18 protein-coding genes and 1 tRNA gene are annotated in these 15,928 nt (G+C 45.3%); 11 read left to right on the top strand and 8 right to left on the bottom strand.

Annotated features, from left to right (window positions below; genetic code table 11):
- Positions 1 to 19: 19 nt before the first annotated feature.
- The 6 genes from PQ469_RS07785 to PQ469_RS07760 all read right to left on the bottom strand — a co-directional run bounded on the left by PQ469_RS07785 (position 20) and on the right by PQ469_RS07760 (position 3,912).
- Positions 20 to 541, bottom strand: coding sequence for a YciE/YciF ferroxidase family protein (locus tag PQ469_RS07785; RefSeq protein WP_274212436.1), 522 nt, complete (start codon positions 539 to 541; stop codon positions 20 to 22).
- A gap of 448 nt (positions 542 to 989) precedes the next feature.
- Positions 990 to 1,997 (bottom strand): hypothetical protein, encoded by a 1,008-nt coding sequence (locus tag PQ469_RS07780; protein ID WP_274212435.1) that lies wholly within the window; start codon positions 1,995 to 1,997, stop codon positions 990 to 992.
- A complete protein-coding gene (locus PQ469_RS07775) occupies positions 1,984 to 2,487 on the bottom strand; it encodes a P-loop nucleotide/nucleoside kinase family protein (protein ID WP_274212434.1) in 504 nt (167 codons plus the stop codon). The genes PQ469_RS07780 and PQ469_RS07775 overlap by 14 nt, the downstream gene beginning before the upstream one ends.
- Positions 2,484 to 3,008 (bottom strand): universal stress protein, encoded by a 525-nt coding sequence (locus PQ469_RS07770; protein WP_274212433.1) that lies wholly within the window; start codon positions 3,006 to 3,008, stop codon positions 2,484 to 2,486. Before PQ469_RS07770 ends, PQ469_RS07775 begins: the two co-directional genes overlap by 4 nt.
- Positions 3,009 to 3,047: 39 nt before the next feature.
- Positions 3,048 to 3,344, bottom strand: a complete 297-nt coding sequence (locus PQ469_RS07765) for a universal stress protein (protein ID WP_274212432.1) — start codon at positions 3,342 to 3,344, stop codon at positions 3,048 to 3,050.
- 88 nt (positions 3,345 to 3,432) lie between these two features.
- Complete coding sequence (locus tag PQ469_RS07760) at positions 3,433 to 3,912, bottom strand: lysylphosphatidylglycerol synthase transmembrane domain-containing protein (RefSeq protein WP_274212431.1); 480 nt, start codon at positions 3,910 to 3,912, stop codon at positions 3,433 to 3,435.
- 312 nt (positions 3,913 to 4,224) lie between these two features.
- Between PQ469_RS07760 and PQ469_RS07755 the strand changes: the two genes are divergently transcribed.
- The 5 genes from PQ469_RS07755 to PQ469_RS07735 all read left to right on the top strand — a co-directional run bounded on the left by PQ469_RS07755 (position 4,225) and on the right by PQ469_RS07735 (position 8,562).
- A complete protein-coding gene (locus PQ469_RS07755; RefSeq protein WP_274212430.1) occupies positions 4,225 to 4,746 on the top strand; it encodes a YciE/YciF ferroxidase family protein in 522 nt (173 codons plus the stop codon).
- Positions 4,747 to 4,750: 4 nt separating this feature from the next.
- Positions 4,751 to 6,721 carry an ATP-dependent zinc metalloprotease FtsH gene (ftsH, locus tag PQ469_RS07750; protein ID WP_274212429.1) on the top strand — a complete coding sequence of 657 codons (1,971 nt, stop codon included), beginning with the start codon at positions 4,751 to 4,753 and terminating at the stop codon, positions 6,719 to 6,721.
- Positions 6,718 to 7,353, top strand: coding sequence for a hypothetical protein (locus PQ469_RS07745; RefSeq protein WP_274212428.1), 636 nt, complete (start codon positions 6,718 to 6,720; stop codon positions 7,351 to 7,353). Before ftsH ends, PQ469_RS07745 begins: the two co-directional genes overlap by 4 nt.
- Complete coding sequence (locus PQ469_RS07740; protein WP_274212427.1) at positions 7,346 to 7,669, top strand: carboxymuconolactone decarboxylase family protein; 324 nt, start codon at positions 7,346 to 7,348, stop codon at positions 7,667 to 7,669. Before PQ469_RS07745 ends, PQ469_RS07740 begins: the two co-directional genes overlap by 8 nt.
- Before the next feature lie 203 nt (positions 7,670 to 7,872).
- Positions 7,873 to 8,562 (top strand): DUF6629 family protein, encoded by a 690-nt coding sequence (locus tag PQ469_RS07735; RefSeq protein WP_274212426.1) that lies wholly within the window; start codon positions 7,873 to 7,875, stop codon positions 8,560 to 8,562.
- A gap of 298 nt (positions 8,563 to 8,860) precedes the next feature.
- Here PQ469_RS07735 and PQ469_RS07730 read toward each other — a convergent pair.
- A tRNA-Ser gene (locus tag PQ469_RS07730) sits at positions 8,861 to 8,948 on the bottom strand.
- Between the two features lie 264 nt (positions 8,949 to 9,212).
- Here PQ469_RS07730 and PQ469_RS07725 point away from each other — a divergent pair.
- The 4 genes from PQ469_RS07725 to PQ469_RS07710 all read left to right on the top strand — a co-directional run bounded on the left by PQ469_RS07725 (position 9,213) and on the right by PQ469_RS07710 (position 12,622).
- Complete coding sequence (locus PQ469_RS07725; protein WP_090648540.1) at positions 9,213 to 10,184, top strand: polyprenyl synthetase family protein; 972 nt, start codon at positions 9,213 to 9,215, stop codon at positions 10,182 to 10,184.
- A gap of 74 nt (positions 10,185 to 10,258) precedes the next feature.
- Complete coding sequence (locus tag PQ469_RS07720) at positions 10,259 to 10,747, top strand: group II truncated hemoglobin (RefSeq protein WP_274212425.1); 489 nt, start codon at positions 10,259 to 10,261, stop codon at positions 10,745 to 10,747.
- 213 nt (positions 10,748 to 10,960) lie between these two features.
- Positions 10,961 to 11,749, top strand: coding sequence for a diadenylate cyclase CdaA (gene cdaA / locus PQ469_RS07715; RefSeq protein WP_090648530.1), 789 nt, complete (start codon positions 10,961 to 10,963; stop codon positions 11,747 to 11,749).
- A gap of 39 nt (positions 11,750 to 11,788) precedes the next feature.
- Positions 11,789 to 12,622, top strand: coding sequence for a sterol desaturase family protein (locus PQ469_RS07710; protein WP_274212424.1), 834 nt, complete (start codon positions 11,789 to 11,791; stop codon positions 12,620 to 12,622).
- A 288-nt stretch (positions 12,623 to 12,910) separates the two neighbouring features.
- Here the strand turns inward: PQ469_RS07710 and PQ469_RS07705 are convergent, their stop codons facing one another.
- Positions 12,911 to 13,270: a hypothetical protein gene (locus tag PQ469_RS07705; RefSeq protein WP_274212423.1), complete on the bottom strand. Its 360-nt coding sequence runs from the start codon at positions 13,268 to 13,270 to the stop codon at positions 12,911 to 12,913.
- Between the two features lie 195 nt (positions 13,271 to 13,465).
- Here PQ469_RS07705 and frr point away from each other — a divergent pair, with 195 nt between their 5' ends.
- Together frr and PQ469_RS07695 are read left to right on the top strand one after the other, a co-directional pair.
- The gene (gene frr, locus PQ469_RS07700) at positions 13,466 to 14,029 is read left to right on the top strand and encodes a ribosome recycling factor (protein ID WP_090649487.1); all 564 of its coding nucleotides are present in this window, start codon (positions 13,466 to 13,468) and stop codon (positions 14,027 to 14,029) included.
- A 73-nt stretch (positions 14,030 to 14,102) separates the two neighbouring features.
- A complete protein-coding gene (locus PQ469_RS07695; RefSeq protein WP_274212422.1) occupies positions 14,103 to 15,860 on the top strand; it encodes an ABC transporter ATP-binding protein in 1,758 nt (585 codons plus the stop codon).
- Positions 15,861 to 15,928 lie beyond the last annotated feature (68 nt).

The raw sequence follows: 15,928 nt of genomic DNA, 5'->3' as shown, positions 1-15,928 counted from the left end.
TATTTGATCGTTGCTTTATTTATGAAGCCAGCGCAAACGGCGCTATAGCCTTTTTGTTCAATTCATGTTCGGCCAGGTACGAAAGCCGCTCATCCATGTCCTTTTCATCCAGCTCGGCCTGGTGAAACAGCAGTCCCGCCTTCTGAAGCCTGAGCGCGCCGGCAAAGGCGGCAGCTGTGCCATACACGCTGATTTTATAATGGTTGATCTGTTGAAAAGCTGCCAGCAAACAAGCATCTTTAATCTCGGGGCATGAACAACAGGCCAGCTTTTCGGCCGCCTCGGCGATATAAGTTTTCATAACACCGTTGGTAAGGTCATAGGCACTGATCTTCTCTTCTTTACAAAAGATCTCCAGCAGGCGGATATGTTTCTCGACAACATCCAGGTAGTCATTCATCAACAACCTGAGCGGCATAGAATTTTCGTTACTGACCCAGCTGATGATAGTGTTTTTTAGCTGAAGTTCAGCACTTTTCATCCGGCTGATATCCACGTCCAAAAGCTGACGGAGGCAAGAAATAGAGGGGATCGTTTCCATGGTTATAAGTTTAAAGGCAAAACTAACCGGCTGCTCGCGGCCTCGCAATGATTCGCGTCATGACCGCTCCTGATCGTTGTCACAATAAACTGACAATGGACCTGTCCATGATCAGTTATTACGGTGCCGGCAATCATTCTTCACCATTTGTATACCGGGTAACTTTGGATCTGTCAAATTCATTGTGATGTCAAAAAAGAGCAATATGCATAAGGGCCTCAGTGCCCGGTTTCTGATAAAAACAGATTTCCCGCTCTGCGAAAAAGACGAGCAGGCAAATTGCATGGAACAGGCGCGGAAACTGCAAAAGGAAGCATTGAAGTTATGGCGCGCATTAAAAAAGAAATATAAATGAAAAAGGTGCCAGTTCTCACCGGCTTTTCAGCCAATTGCGCCTATGCAGAGACGGCGAAGCTGGACATTGCTTATAACATACAATACGGGGAAACTAAGCTTCCATGTAATTGGCTAACAGTTGGAGATAACCCCTGGCCGAATGAATGCTTGCAGCAAAAACTTGCCGGTCTTTGGTTTCAGCTGCGCGCAAAAGCAGCACCTTTGCCCGGACATTGGCCCGGTAACATTTATAATAGACGTAAAGTGCAATTGTCCCCTGGTTTTGATCTATACCCAACATCCTGTGGTATTCGTTATAAAGCAGGTCGCTCAGGTCTTTTCTCCCGTAAGCTTCGATATCCATCCCCAGGAAGGCCAATTCATCCAAAATATCCAGTTCCCGCATCGCGTCATTAAATTCAATGCAGTCGAAGATCACCGGGTCATCATATAAGAAAATATTCGCGGTATGCAGGTCGCCATGCAGATCGCGGACAAATCCCTTAACAGACCGTTCCAAAATAGCGGAACGGTATTTATCCAGGAAACGGTTCGAGTATTGAATGGCACCTGTGATGAGCGTAGAAAAAGATGAGCCTAAATGCTGCCCTGCAAAAGTCCGCGCCGACAACAGATCATTAAAACGCTCCCCGAGGGCAGAGATATCCAGCGGTTGTGAAATAACTGTCGCTGCGCGGTGAAATGCGGCAAGTTTGGCTGCTAAAGAGAAAATCGTCTCCTCGCGTACCTGGCCCGCCAGTAGCATTTTGTTCATTTCTTTTGCAGAATCCATACGTACCATCTGCAGGGCATAATCCACTATCTGCCCGTTTTTCTGGTTTACAGAAAAGTCCACCCCGTTTTGACAAACCGGAATGACCCGTAAATACATTTGCGCTGCCAGTCGCCGGTTTAAAACGAGTTCCCGTTCGCAGTAGTATTTCCTTTTTTCTGATGATGTAAAATCCAGGAAGGAGAAGAGTACCGGCTTTTTGATTTTATAAGCGAAGCCGCCCGCCAGGATGATCCAGGAGATATGCGTCTCGATCAAAACTGGTTCTTCCGACTGAGCCGGCTCATCCAGCGCATCAGCCAGTCGCTTAATTTCACTTGTCTTCATGGTCATACAGGTAGGCTGTCGCGGTCTCCAGCATCTGATGCAATGAGCGCCGATCGGAAAACAACACCAGGTGAGGGCCCGTTAATGCCTCAAACTCCTGTTTTACATTTTGGTAAGCGGCAAAACCCGCTTCGCTATCCGGCCGCCGTTGTGCCACCCTTTTTTTGATTGTTGCTTCAGCAGCGCGCACCTCAATAAAGTATATCGGCAAGCTCAGTTCTTCTGCTTTTTCCATGAATAAAATTCGCAAGTTTGCTTTGTAAAAGGTAGCGTCCAGCACTACGCTTTGCTCATCGGCGATACCGGACTCCATTAGCGAAATCATCTCGAGGTAAACCGCTTTCTTAGCCAGGTCATCGTACCTCCCGTTTTGATTCATTTGCCGGCGAACCGTATCGCTGCTAATCAGCCGGGCGTTCAACCGGGCTGCCAATGCCGCTGCAAAGTAAGTTTTGCCGCTGCCGGGAAGTCCCAAAACCGCAACAATCATGATGACCTGTAATTTATTGGAAAGATCAGTAAGGGTATGCGCTGATGCGCAAGTTCTTGTTTGGCGATGCTATCACTAAAGAGCTTTTTAAAAAAGGAATATTGGTGATGGGTCATGGCCAACATATCGGCACCTGTTTGTTTACTGATCCGGTTAAGGCGACTAACCACTTCTTTTCCCCGGATCTCTTTATAGGTAACGGGGCGTTTCAGATCAGCGAGCTTTTCATTAAACGCCGCTGCTTTTTCCATCATCGCCTTGTCCATATCCCCATTAACCGTAACATGGACAATCTCGGTCCGGAAATCCAGTGTGTTGCTTAATACCTCCAGGTACATTATCGCTTCCAGATCGCCCGTTTCAAAATCTGTAGCGAAAACTACCTTGTTCAACTGGTCCAGGCCTGCTTTTGGCGGCACGATGAGTACCGGGCAATTAGCAGTTTCGATGATCTTCCAGGTATCGCTGCCAAAAAAAACATGATCGGCTACGCAATCGGTGGAGGCACCAGTTACAATCAACTCGAATGCATTTTTCGCAATTTCCGAGCGAAGTTCATCCTAAAGGCTTCCTTCGCAATATTGTGCGCGGAGCTGTGGTTTATATTTGCCGTCTGTACCTGTTATATAATCTTCGAGTTCCACCAACGCATGGTGAAGGGCTTCTTCGCCCTCAACAGGCCCTACCATTGCCCGGGCAATCATCGCTCCGCCGGCATAGCCGGGCATCACTGGTATTTTTGGGTAACAATGCCACAACACCAACCCGGCATGCAGTTGTTCGGCGAGCCAGGCAGCAGATTCGGCAGCGTGGCCGGCATTTTTGGAAAGATCCGTTAATACAAGGATAGTTTTCATAGCTATACATTAACTAATTACACCTGCAAATTATAAATTGTTAAGGGGCTGATAAATGACGGCGGGCATTTTGGAATATGACCCTGAGCTATGTTTGCCGCCGCCGGAGGTCCCGGTAAAGAAACAGACCCGCCGGCATTGGTAGCCAAAAGGTAAAAAAACGAAAAAGCAGGGTCACGATCAGTGCCGCGTGTACCGGCACACCAAGCAGCGTAAAAAAAAAGGTCATCGCACTTTCGTAAGCGATCAGCGCACCGGGCGAAACAGGTAATGAGCCAATTGCCAGGGTTAACAGCAATCCAAACATAACCTTGCAGGGATTAAGCATAACATGGAAACCCTGCAGGATCGCAAAGACCGTTATGGCATCCAGTGTGATGATACCCATCTGTAAGAGTACCGCCATGGCGACCGGCTTTTTAGGTTCATGAAGCGCGCGCCAGTTTTTCTGTTTACTTTTGGTTAAATACAAGGGGCTGGCTTTCGCAATAAACCGCCTGAGCCATTTAAACTGATTGAGTTTACGAAGGATAAATGCAAGTGCCCGCCTGTCGGAGATGATCAGCATCAATATGCCCAATGCCGTAAAAAATACAAACCCGGTGATGACGGTATAATTTATAACGGAGTTTACGTGTACGGTGCCGGCGCGGTTACCGGTTCAACCGTGGGATTTATCTCGGGCTGCGGCGCTACAACAGGGGTTTCCTCGGGCATCGTTTCTTTGCTATTACTTTACGGGGCATTAGCTTAAAATTTCATAACAAAGTAAAACGACCAAAGGCCGCTGATCTATGATAACAATCAGTATTCCTCATGACGCTCATCATCTGCAAGTAAAGTACCGTGGCTTAAATTTGAGTGTTAAAATGCAAAGACCATGGAAACCACTTCAACCATTGCCACCTTACGTCAGCTGCTGGATCATCAAACCGGAAAATTCACCAGCGGAGAGCTTCAGCTGCAAAAGAACTTGCCAGTATGGATCAATGACACAGGATCTGTTCAACTCAGGCAAGTGCTGCAAAAGTACCTTGACCAGGTGAATGTGCATATCCAGCAAATGGATGCATTTATTTTAGAAGCGCAGATTATCTCTGCAAACCGTGCTGATCCGGTTATGCAAAGCTTAACGGATGAAACGAACGAAATATTGGGTATTTGCAGAGACATCCAGGTTCGCGATGCCTGCCTGCTCGCCTGCATACAAGTGATTAATCATTATAAAATAAGCGCATACGGCACTGCCGCGGCATTTGCCGGGGACTTAGACCTGGAAAAGGCCGCAGCTATTTTCTACCAGATGGAGATCAATGAAAAAAACATCGACGATCGTTTGACGCAGCTGGCCAAATATGAAATAAATAAAGAAGCTAAATCACCGATCCAGATACCGGAATAACGCCATGAAAAATAATCAGCAGGTGAAACCCGGCAGGCCGGTAAAAAGAAAAACCAGGCCAGCATTCAGCTGGGTTTGGGTATATGTGATCATATTTCTGTATGTGATCCTATCGCCCTTGTGGAGCGGTTCGTATAATGTAAAGGAAACCACCTGGCAGCAATTTTCAACCACGATATTGAACCGCAAAGCGGTAGAAAGACTGGAGGTTGTTAACAAAGAGAAAGTTAATGTGTATCTCAAAAGCGCTTTTGCAAAGGATCCGGCATTCAAAGAAGTTTTTACGACCGCCTTTGGCAAGGGGATCAGTACCGGGCCGCATTATACCTTTACAATCGGCTCAGTGGAATCTTTTGAGCATAACATGGAGGACGCTGAGAAAAACTTTGCAGCGAACGAAAAGATCCCGGTGAGTTATTCCTATCAAAGTAACTGGTTGCTGAACATCCTCAGTTGGTTGGTGCCGTTTATCCTGCTGTTGGTCATCTGGAATTTCCTGATGCGCCGGGCTGGTGGCGGAATGGCGGGAACAGGCGGTTCTTCGATCTTTAATTTTGGAAAATCTACCGCCACTCTGATCGAAAAAGAAAACAGCACAGTAACTTTCGCAGACGTTGCCGGCTTGGACGAGGCTAAAGTTGAAGTGCTGGAGATCGTTGACTTTTTAAAAAAACCGGCCTCTTTTACCAAACTGGGCGCCAAGATCCCTAAAGGTGTGATCCTCGTCGGGCCGCCCGGGACGGGCAAAACCTTATTAGCTAAAGCTGTTGCCGGCGAAGCACAGGTTCCATTCTTCTCTATTTCAGGTGCCGCATTTGTAGAGATGTTTGTCGGCGTCGGGGCTTCCCGCGTCCGTGATCTGTTCCAGCAGGCCAAGGAAAAAGCACCCTGCATTATTTTTATTGATGAGATTGACGCCATTGGGCGCTCAAGGGGCAAAGGCGCTTTTTTAGGTGGCGCCAACGACGAACGGGAAAGTACGCTTAACCAGCTCTTGACCGAAATGGATGGTTTTGGTACCAATACCGGTGTGATCGTGCTGGCAGCAACCAACCGGGCCGACATGCTGGATCCAGCCCTGATTCGTCCGGGCAGGTTCGACCGCCATATTTACCTGGAATTGCCCAATATGAACGAGCGCGCCGCCATTTTCAAAGTGCATATGGCTGGTTTAACGCTGGCGACTGGCATTGACCGGTCGACACTGGCCGGACAGACACCCGGCTTTTCGGGTGCGGACATTGCCAATATTTGCAACGAAGCTGCATTGGTCGCGGCCCGGCGAAAAGCGGTACAAGTAGAAAAAGCGGATTTTATGGATGCAATTGACCGGATAGTTGCCGGCCTGGAGAAGAAAAGCAAGATCATTTCGCCCGAAGAAAAAAGGACGACCTCCTTTCATGAAGCGGGCCACGCGGTGATCAGCTGGCTCTTGAAAACGGTAGACCCGCTGGTAAAAGTTTCCATTATTCCGCGAGGAAAATCGCTGGGCGCAGCCTGGTACTTACCGGAAGAAAAACAATTGCGCAGCAAAACCGCTTTCCGCGAGCATTTATGCGCGACGCTGGGCGGACGGGCAGCCGAGGAAATCGTTTTCGGCGAGGTATCGTCCGGCGCTTTGGATGACCTCGAAAAGGTTACCAAAGAAGCTTATGCCATGGTTGTGTATTACGGCTTCAATGAAAAACTGGGCAATGTCAGTTACTTCGATTCTACCGATCAACGCGATCTGGCTATTCAAAAACCATTCAGCGAAGCGACCGGCGAATTGATCGACCAGGAGATCCGCAAGCTGGTGGCGCAAGCGTATCTGGACGCGAAAACCATCCTGGCGGAAAATAAAGCCTCGCTGGAGCAGGTGGCCAACCTGCTGTTAAAAAAGGAAGTGATCTACAAGGATGACCTGGAAAATATTTTGGGAAAGCGCGGTACAGCGTTTCCGGCTATTGATCTTAAAGTGGAAACCCTGTTGTGAAAAAAGATATCGCCACCATCGGCCTTTACGGAGCTATAGTCGCATTCATTGCCATGGTGGGTTACGGAATCGTGCAGATCCTGCAGGTCGCCGGTGTCACCGGCTATCCTTTGGATGACATCCTAATCTATGGCTTTTCCCTGGCCATCGCCCCGCCATTTTTGATCGCGATATTGGCATTACATCATATCGTGCCCGGCGACCGGAGATTTTGGAGCCATGCAGCTTTGTTATTTGCCCTGCTCTATACAGTTTATGTCGTGCTGATATATTCGGTCCAGCTGGCAACTGTTATACCTTTATCCTTGCGCGATGCTTCGGTTAGTATCCTTAGGGTAACACCGCATTCTTTTTTCTGGACGCTGGACGCGCTGGGTTATATATGCATGGGCTTGTCCACCTTATTCGCTGCTTTCGTGTTCAAAAAAGACGGCGCGCAAAAATGGCTCAGGCGGTTCATGATCGCCAACGGGCTGGTAATACCCCTAATCGGTTTTGCCTATTTTTACCCGCATTTTTCCACCTGGGTGTTGTTTATAGGGGCGCCCTGGCTGGTCACTGCGCCGGGATCGGTGCTTTTACTGGCTATTTTCTTCCGGAATTTTCACCATAAACCAGGAAATCATGAATAATAACCCATTAGCAGCTTTTGAACAGGAGGCTCCCAAAGTAGCCATAGCTTTTAACCAATTAGTCGAAGCGTTAAAACAAACGAATGGCCTTGATGCAAAAACCAAGCAGCTGGTCTATATCGGCATCAAGTCCGCGTTAGGCGATCCGAAGGCGATCTACTACCATGTGGCCATGGCAAAGGAGTTGGGTGCTTCCCGGGCAGAAATCGTGGATGCCATCCTTATTACTTTAACTGTTTGCGGCTTAAATGGTGTCGCCAGTTGTTTACCCGTTGCCTTATCGGTTTACGATAAACCTGATGGCGACGGACTTTAAACGATTTCAAACGTTACCTGCGGCATTTCGTTTTCCCTGATCGAAGCTGCTGCCCGGTATAGCGTTATTAATTGTAAGGCGCAATATTGAATTTAGTGCTATATTTAAATCAATACTAATGCGTTGCCAAATCAGGAAAACGGCCCGTTCGTCTCAACTCCTTTGGAATTTTAACACTCATCAAATCAAAAGGAGAAAGAAAAATGTGTTTTTCAGCAGGTGCAAGTTTTGGAGCCAGCGCCGTCCTTTCTGTAATAGGCGTCGCTACGCTCAGTAGATGTGGTAAGCGGCAGCAAATGGCCTTTGCCGGGATCCCGCTCATCTTTGCCGTGCAGCAGGTATCAGAAGGATTGATATGGCTCGCACTCCTAAATCCGGGTTATGCCCTATGGCTAAAACCGGCAACTTATACTTTCCTGGCATTTGCGCAGGTGGTCTGGCCATCCTGGGTGCCTTTCGCTATTTTATTATTGGAAACTTCTACGCCGAGAAAAAAGATATTGTATATAGCAACCGGAATTGGCCTGCTGGTATCCGGCTACCTGGCTTACCGGCTGATGACCCAGCCCATTCACGCAGAGATAGCGGGTATGCATATTTTTTATAGCCTGGGCTCGATGAATTCGGCGCTCCACGATTCCGCGATATTATATTTCCTGGCCATCGTTGTTCCCCCGTTTATTTCGAGCGTAAAAGGAATGTGGCTGTTTGGACTTTCCATAGGCATAGCTTACATCATAACCCATCTCTTTTTCGAGGATTATGAGCTTTCGGTGTGGTGCTTTTTCGCCGCGATTATCAGTATCGTCGTTTTCATCGTTTTATTCCGGCTACAGCAAACTTTAGCTGGTATTATCGGGCCGAAAGCCTTGAACCCGGCTGTGAAGTTCTAATAAATGCAAAGCAACCTGACGGTTGTCTGCTTCAGAGCTGCGCAGGATCATTTCCTGTAAATGGTCATAGGGCCGGTTAATGCCGGTAGCCAAAACAACTCTTTGGACGAGATCTGAGCATAGGTCAGGTATCTGCCAAATTACTGACGACATCGTACAAGATCGTTTAATCGTTTATCAATATGAACCGCGTAATAATGGATCGGATTAATTTGGTTTATTATACTTTTGACATAAACAAAAAAACGCCGTAAATAATTAATTTACAGCGTTTTGACCTTAATTTCAAAATACTAAGCGGAGAGGGAGGGATTCGAACCCTCGATACCCTTTTGAAGTATACACACTTTCCAGGCGTGCTCTTTCGACCACTCAGACACCTCTCCGTATTGCTAAATGGATTGCAAAGGTAAAATATTATTGCATTTGCCGCTAATAAAAAAGCGGGCACCTTTTTAAAGGCAACCCGCACACACAAAACTTTAACTCAACTTATAAATATGGCAATCACTGGTATTGACTGTTTATTGATCGGATGGTTTAATTTGAGTAAAAAATATTCTGCATTAATGCAGATAAATAATTTTAGCTTATGTTTGCCTCATATTGCCACAAGGCAGTTTTACACCATAAAAGCTTGTTTAGTTTAAATGCTGAGCATCAACGAGATTAAGAGACCTATCGCTGCCGATATTGATGCGTTCGAAGAGAAGTTCAAGTCTTCTATGCAAAGCTCGGTGCCGTTACTGGATCGCATTACCCATTATATTGTTAAACGTAAAGGCAAGCAGATAAGACCGATGTTCGTTTTTTTTGCTGCCAAAATATGTGGCGGCATCAACGAATCTACACACAGGGGCGCAGCATTGGTCGAGTTGCTGCACACCGCTTCGCTGGTGCATGATGATGTGGTTGATAACTCTTACCAGCGCCGGGGATTTTTCTCTATCAACGCTTTATGGAAAAATAAAATAGCTGTTTTAGTAGGCGATTACCTGCTATCTAAAGGCCTGTTGCTTTCTATCGAAAATAATGATTTTCAATTGCTGCGTATCGTATCAGATGCCGTTAAGCAAATGAGCGAGGGCGAGTTGATGCAGATAGAAAAAGTACGACGCATGGACATTGGCGAGCCGGTTTATTACGAAGTTATCCGTCAGAAAACAGCTTCACTTATCGCTTCCTGTTGTGCCTGTGGGGCGTCATCTGCCGGCGCGAGTGATGAGGTGGTTGAAAAAATGCGCCTTTTTGGCGAGAAAATAGGCATTGCCTTCCAGATTAAGGATGATATGTTCGATTTTGGTACCGATGATGTGGGTAAACCCCTGGGTATCGATATCAAGGAGAAAAAAGTTACATTACCCCTTATTTATTCGCTGGCCAATACTACGCCGTCTGAAAAGAAACGGATCATTAACCTTGTTAAAAACCATAACGACGACCCTGCCAAGATTGCCCAGATCATAAAATTTGTGAACGAGACCGGCGGTTTGCAATATGCCGAAACTCAAATGAAAAAATACCAGGACGAGGCTTTTGAAATACTGAATACTTTCCCGCCAAGCGATTCGCATACCGCCTTGGAGCAATTGGTGCGCTTTACTACCGAGCGGAATAAGTAAAGATTCCTGATTTAATTCCACATATTAAATTATACACTGCTATCTTTATTTTTGAATATAACGGCTTAAATAATATGGCAGCTAATAAAATCCCTTCGCTTTTTGAATGGGCCGGCGGTATGCAGGCTTTTGTAACTCTGTTTGATAAGTTTTATGACAAGGTTTTGGCCGACGAATTACTGGAGCCTGTATTTAAACATATGTCGGCTCAACACCGCCTGCATGTAGCCCATTTTGTTGCCGAAGTTTTGGGCGGCCCTAAAACTTACAGCGAGGAGGAGGGCAGCCATTTTATCATGATAAGCAAGCACCTGCAAAAATACCTGACCGAGGCACACCGCAAACGCTGGATGGAACTGCTGCTGAAAACTGCCGACGAATTACAACTGCCGGACGATCCCGAATTCCGGTCGGCATTTTTGGCTTACCTGGAGTGGGGTACGCGCATTGCGGTTATCAACTCAAAAGAAAGTGAAGCAACCGAGGCTGCCAACGCGCCGATGCCAGCCTGGGGATGGGGTGTGCCGGGTGGGCCGTATATACCAGGCGATGTTATTAAGTAAGCAACAGATGTGTAAATAATATCGAATAATGAATTTCGAATGTCCAACACCGAAGTTTCTGTTCGTTATTCGGCATTGGATATTCGGTGTTCGATATTCAAACCCTTCTAACTTTCTTAAGTTAGTAACTTACCTACGGCACACTAATTTATTTGCGGCACGCCAATGTTTCATCAGCACTTTTTAACTTGCCGAAACTTGTTAACTTCGTAAATGCAATCCTTTTTAAGCAGCCTTAAAATTACGCCGTTTGCCATACTGGATATCCTGTTGCTGGCAACCATTATTTACCAGCTTTATAACCTCCTTCGGGGAACCATAGCAGCAAACATTTTTATTGGGCTTGCATTTATATATCTGTTGTATTTCATTGTGCCCGAAACAAAAATGCCCTTGCTGGCGGGCATCCTGAAAAAGGTGGTGGATGTGGGTATTATCATCGTAATCATCGTATTTCAGCAGGAGATCAGGAAATTTTTACTATTGGTGGGCAAAAATGCTTCCTTGCAACGCAATAAGGCCTGGTGGCAGTATTTTTTTGGCAAAAAGGAGGTGGAGAAAAACAACTACGCCCGCATTAAGCCTATTATTGACGCCTGCAAAAGCATGAAGCAGACCCGCACAGGCGCCCTCATTGTATTTGCCAAATATTACGACGAGCAGTTTTATCAAAACAGTTGCGAGGTTGTAGAAGCCCGGATCTCCAAACGCCTGCTGGAAAGTATTTTTCAAAAAACAAGCCCGCTGCATGACGGGGCTGTAGTGATTGCTGAAAATAAAATTAAATCGGCCAGTTGTATTTTACCACTGACTGAAAAAACAGACCTGCCCGCGCAATTTGGCCTGCGACACCGTGCCGGTATTGGCGTAACGGAAGCCAACGAAGCTACTGCCATCATTATATCCGAAGAAACCGGCGAGATCTCTTATGCCAAACAGGGCCGCGTTAAAATGAATATCAGCTTCGCAGAGCTGGAAAAACTGCTGAATAAGGACTTCTAAGCTATATAAATTGTCATTTTTTTAACGTTTAATTAAAAGATGTTTAGAGGCTTCCGCATAGATGATCTGATCGCCATATCCAACGTTTTACTTCGGCTGGTTGTGCGTTACCTGTTATTTGCAGGATCATTTTACCTGGTATTTTATGTGTGGAAGAATAAAACCATCTGGCGCGCCAAAATACAGCAGCGATATCCCGAAAATAAGCACGTAATCCGCGAGGTGGTGAACTCATTTATCACTATTATTATCTTCGGCCTGGTTATCATGAGCGTTATTTACGCCAGTAAAGCTGGCTTAACCCGTATTTATCCCAACATAAGCGATAAAGGATGGGGCTATTACATTTTTAGTATTGTGATGATGATATTGATGCACGATACCTATTTTTATTGGTCACACCGTGCTATGCACTGGAAGCCTTTATTCAAAGCGATACATAAAACCCATCACCTATCTACTAACCCAACGCCATTTGCAGCGTATGCTTTCCACCCGCTGGAGGCTGTTATCGAAGTAGGCATTGTGCCCCTGATAGCTTTCACCATCCCGTACCATGGTACAGCGTTAACTTTGTTCTCCTTATATTCCTTATTGCTCAATGTAACCGGTCACCTGGGTTTCGAGCTTTTTCCGAAAGGTTTTGCCAGCCATAAGCTATTTAAATGGCATAATACATCAACCCATCATAACATGCATCACCATTTGGTTAAATGCAACTACGGGCTGTATTTTAACATTTGGGACAGGCTGATGGGCACTAATCACCCTGATTACGAGAAAAGTTTTAATGAAGTGGTTAAAAAACGGGGAGCGGCTGTTGTGGACGAAGCTAACAAGGGTGTGTTGATGGCTGAAGAACAGCCGAGGTAGTTTTCCTTGCATACTTTAATTTCACGGCGCGAAGGCCTGTCATCCTGAGTGGTAAAATTTGCGAAATTCTGAAGGGGAATGATATATAAAATAAAAGACCGTCATCCTGAGGTACGAAGGATCTATTCGCGAACTTTTCTATCGGTCATTCACAGCTGATAGATCCTTCGTACCTCAGGATGACAGAAAAATTGGACAACCCTGGATAACGTTAATCCCTGGCATTTCGTAAATTTTGCAACCCGCGTAACGTTGTTTTTTACCTCATAAAAACCTTTTACAACAATATTACGGCATTGATTTTGCCAAACTATCCAACTTTGGCGATCCATATCCTTTTATCAGCATGGTATAATGCATACCTGGCTCATCGGTTTTTATTACGGGCATCCTATCGGTACTTGATACTTTAACAACCGGCATCAAATAGCGCATAGGTTGGGCATCAGGCATTTGCAGTGCGCTGCCCGATAAAAGACCTTTTAACTGCGGTGATATAGGTTTTGTTGCAAAAAAGTTAGTAGCTGTTTTTGGCTTTAAAGTGGGGCTCCAGGTAATTTTATTGCTAAAAAAAGGATTAAGTGATATCTGCGCTTTTAACTGACTTACACATGTGGCCAAAATGATAATTAACAGTATTTTTTTCATAGCTGTAATAGGTTTACACTAAGATAAATACAAATGGGCATTATAAATGTTAAAAAAAGTTATTTAACATTTATAGCTAAAAACATACTTGCAAAAATTACGTTAGTTGGCAAACCATGGCGGGCACCAAATGATAAAACAGATGGCCTGCTGTTAAATGGTAGATTTTATTATTTTTGTGAAAAATTTAAACCGATGAGCGAACTCATTAAAAAACAAGTTACTGATGCAAAGGCATCCATGGAAAGGGCCATTGAGCATGCCGATAACGAATTAAATAAAATACGTGCCGGTAAAGCAAGCCCATCAATGCTGGATGATGTTACTGTTGATTATTACGGTACTGCAACCCCTTTAAGCCAGGTGGGTAGCGTAAACACCCCTGATGCCCGAACAATTATCATACAACCCTGGGAAAAATCGTTGCTTGCCCCTATAGAAAAAGCAATTATAGCGGCTAACCTTGGCGTTAACCCGCAAAACGATGGTATCATCATCCGTATTAACGTACCGCCGTTAACAGAAGAGCGCCGGCGCGATTTGGTTAAAAAAGCAAAAGGCGAAGCCGAAACCGGTAAAATCGCTATCCGCAACATCCGTAAAGATGCCAATGAGAAGATCAAAAAATTGAAATCGGAAGGCGTGTCTGAAGATGAAATAAAAGTAGGTGAAGCCGAAATTCAAAAGCTGACCGATGCTTATATCATCAAAGTAGATCAGCTTTCTGATGCCAAGGAAAAAGATATCATGACGGTTTAATATTAACCTTATGTCAAATTAAAAGGGAATGAGCTACTTAGCCATTCCCTTTTTTTATTTTTACCGCCGAAACATGAATATACTAATTTCTTACCTGAAAAAGCACCGCTGGATAGTGGTGATGGCGCTGTTTCTGGCTGCCATGAATATAGGCTTTTCGCTCCTTGATCCCTGGATAACAGGACGAATTGTAGACCGCGTTATTGAAAAACGCGGCACCCTTCATTACGATGAATACCTGCGCCAGGTATTAACGCTGGTTGGTGCTGCTATTGGCGTTGCTATGGTATCGCGTATAGCAAAAAATTTCCAGGATTATTTTACCAATATTATTACCCAAAAGGTTGGTGCAGCAATGTACGCCGATGGCCTGAAACATTCGTTAGAGCTGCCTTACCAGGTTTTTGAAGATCAGCGCAGCGGCGAAACCCTCGGTATTTTACAAAAAGTCCGGTTAGATTGCGAAAAGTTTATCACCTCGTTCATCAGCATATTATTTGTATCTCTTATAGGGATGGTGTTTGTAATTGTATATTCGGTAAGTGTAAATTACCAGGTAACATTAGTATACTTTGCCGCTATACCCATCATCACTTTTGTGAGCATGGCCATGAGTCGTAAGATAAAGACCATTCAAAAGAAGATAGTATCTGAAACCACGGCACTCGCTGGTTCAACCACCGAATCATTAAGGAACATTGAATTGGTAAAAAGCCTTGGTTTGGCCAAACAGGAAATAGAAAGACTGAATAGCACTACCTACAAGATACTTGATCTGGAGCTAAAAAAAGTTAAATACGTACGCAGTATGAGCTTTGTACAGGGTACCACTGTAAATTTTGTGCGGAGCGTAATGGTGGTTGTGCTATTGATGCTGATATTTAAGGGTTCATTATCGCCGGGCCAATATTTTAGCTTTTTGTTTTACTCCTTCTTTTTGTTTAACCCATTACAGGAGTTGGGCAACGTAATCCTATCATGGCGCGAAGCAGAGGTTTCCTTAGGCAATTTCAAAGGCATTTTAAGTACACCTATTGATAAAAAACCCGAAAAACCGGTAATGGTAGAGAAAGTTAACACGCTAACCTTCAGCAATGTTACTTTTAAACATTTAACCGCCAACCGCAACGCGCTTAACCACATTAGTTTTGAAACCAATACCGGCGAAACCATTGCTTTTGTTGGCCCATCAGGCTCGGGTAAAACTACGCTGGTAAAGCTGTTGGTTGGTTTGTACCAGCCTTTGGAGGGTGATGTTTTATACAACAACATTTTAAGCAAAGAGATTGATCTTGATCAGCTGCGCGAAAAAATTGGCTTTGTAACCCAGGATACCCAACTATTTTCAGGCACCATCCGCGAGAACCTGCTGTTTGTTCGCCCGGATGCAACAGACGAGGAGTGTATGAACGTATTGCAACGTGCCGCCTGCCAAACCCTGCTTGCAAGGGCCGATAAAGGCCTGAGCACCGTTATTGGCGAGGGCGGCGTAAAAGTATCGGGCGGCGAGAAACAACGCCTCTCGATAGCCCGTGCGCTGTTACGCAAGCCCGACATCCTGGTATTTGATGAAGCAACGTCATCCCTGGATTCCATCACCGAAGAGGAGATCACCGAAACCATACGTAACGTATCTGAAAACGAAAATCATATCACCATATTAATAGCCCACCGTTTATCCACAATTATGCATGCCGATTGTATTTATGTGTTAGAAAAAGGCCGCATCATTGAATCCGGCCGTCACCTCGATTTGATAAACCAAAAGGGCCTATATTATGCCATGTGGAGGCAGCAAATAGGTGAAAAGATTACCGCGGAAGTGGAGTAAGGGTTATTTGCAAGCGATTTTTAAACCATTGCTGCCAGGTAGTCGCTTATCAAGGCCATAGATATCGT

The organism is Mucilaginibacter sp. KACC 22773, assembly GCF_028736215.1.
GTDB lineage: Bacteria > Bacteroidota > Bacteroidia > Sphingobacteriales > Sphingobacteriaceae > Mucilaginibacter.
The sequence above is the reverse complement of the archived record's forward strand: the minus strand, read 5'-3'. Positions and strand labels throughout refer to the sequence as shown.

Bases quoted from the DNA above. Each gene is read 5' to 3' on its own strand.
- PQ469_RS07710 (WP_274212424.1), top strand. From the start codon at position 11,789: ATGTTTAGAGGCTTCCGCATAGATGATCTGATCGCCATATCCAACGTT.
- PQ469_RS07760 (WP_274212431.1), bottom strand. From the start codon at position 3,912: ATGCTGATCATCTCCGACAGGCGGGCACTTGCATTTATCCTTCGTAAA.
- PQ469_RS07705 (WP_274212423.1), bottom strand. From the start codon at position 13,270: ATGAAAAAAATACTGTTAATTATCATTTTGGCCACATGTGTAAGTCAG.
- PQ469_RS07755 (WP_274212430.1), top strand. From the start codon at position 4,225: ATGGAAACCACTTCAACCATTGCCACCTTACGTCAGCTGCTGGATCAT.
- PQ469_RS07695 (WP_274212422.1), top strand. From the start codon at position 14,103: ATGAATATACTAATTTCTTACCTGAAAAAGCACCGCTGGATAGTGGTG.
- PQ469_RS07780 (WP_274212435.1), bottom strand. From the start codon at position 1,997: ATGAAGACAAGTGAAATTAAGCGACTGGCTGATGCGCTGGATGAGCCG.
- PQ469_RS07740 (WP_274212427.1), top strand. From the start codon at position 7,346: ATGAATAATAACCCATTAGCAGCTTTTGAACAGGAGGCTCCCAAAGTA.
- PQ469_RS07775 (WP_274212434.1), bottom strand. From the start codon at position 2,487: ATGATTGTTGCGGTTTTGGGACTTCCCGGCAGCGGCAAAACTTACTTT.
- PQ469_RS07765 (WP_274212432.1), bottom strand. From the start codon at position 3,344: ATGAAAACTATCCTTGTATTAACGGATCTTTCCAAAAATGCCGGCCAC.
- PQ469_RS07720 (WP_274212425.1), top strand. From the start codon at position 10,259: ATGGCAGCTAATAAAATCCCTTCGCTTTTTGAATGGGCCGGCGGTATG.
- PQ469_RS07725 (WP_090648540.1), top strand. From the start codon at position 9,213: ATGCTGAGCATCAACGAGATTAAGAGACCTATCGCTGCCGATATTGAT.
- PQ469_RS07785 (WP_274212436.1), bottom strand. From the start codon at position 541: ATGGAAACGATCCCCTCTATTTCTTGCCTCCGTCAGCTTTTGGACGTG.
- ftsH (WP_274212429.1), top strand. From the start codon at position 4,751: ATGAAAAATAATCAGCAGGTGAAACCCGGCAGGCCGGTAAAAAGAAAA.
- PQ469_RS07735 (WP_274212426.1), top strand. From the start codon at position 7,873: ATGTGTTTTTCAGCAGGTGCAAGTTTTGGAGCCAGCGCCGTCCTTTCT.
- cdaA (WP_090648530.1), top strand. From the start codon at position 10,961: ATGCAATCCTTTTTAAGCAGCCTTAAAATTACGCCGTTTGCCATACTG.
- frr (WP_090649487.1), top strand. From the start codon at position 13,466: ATGAGCGAACTCATTAAAAAACAAGTTACTGATGCAAAGGCATCCATG.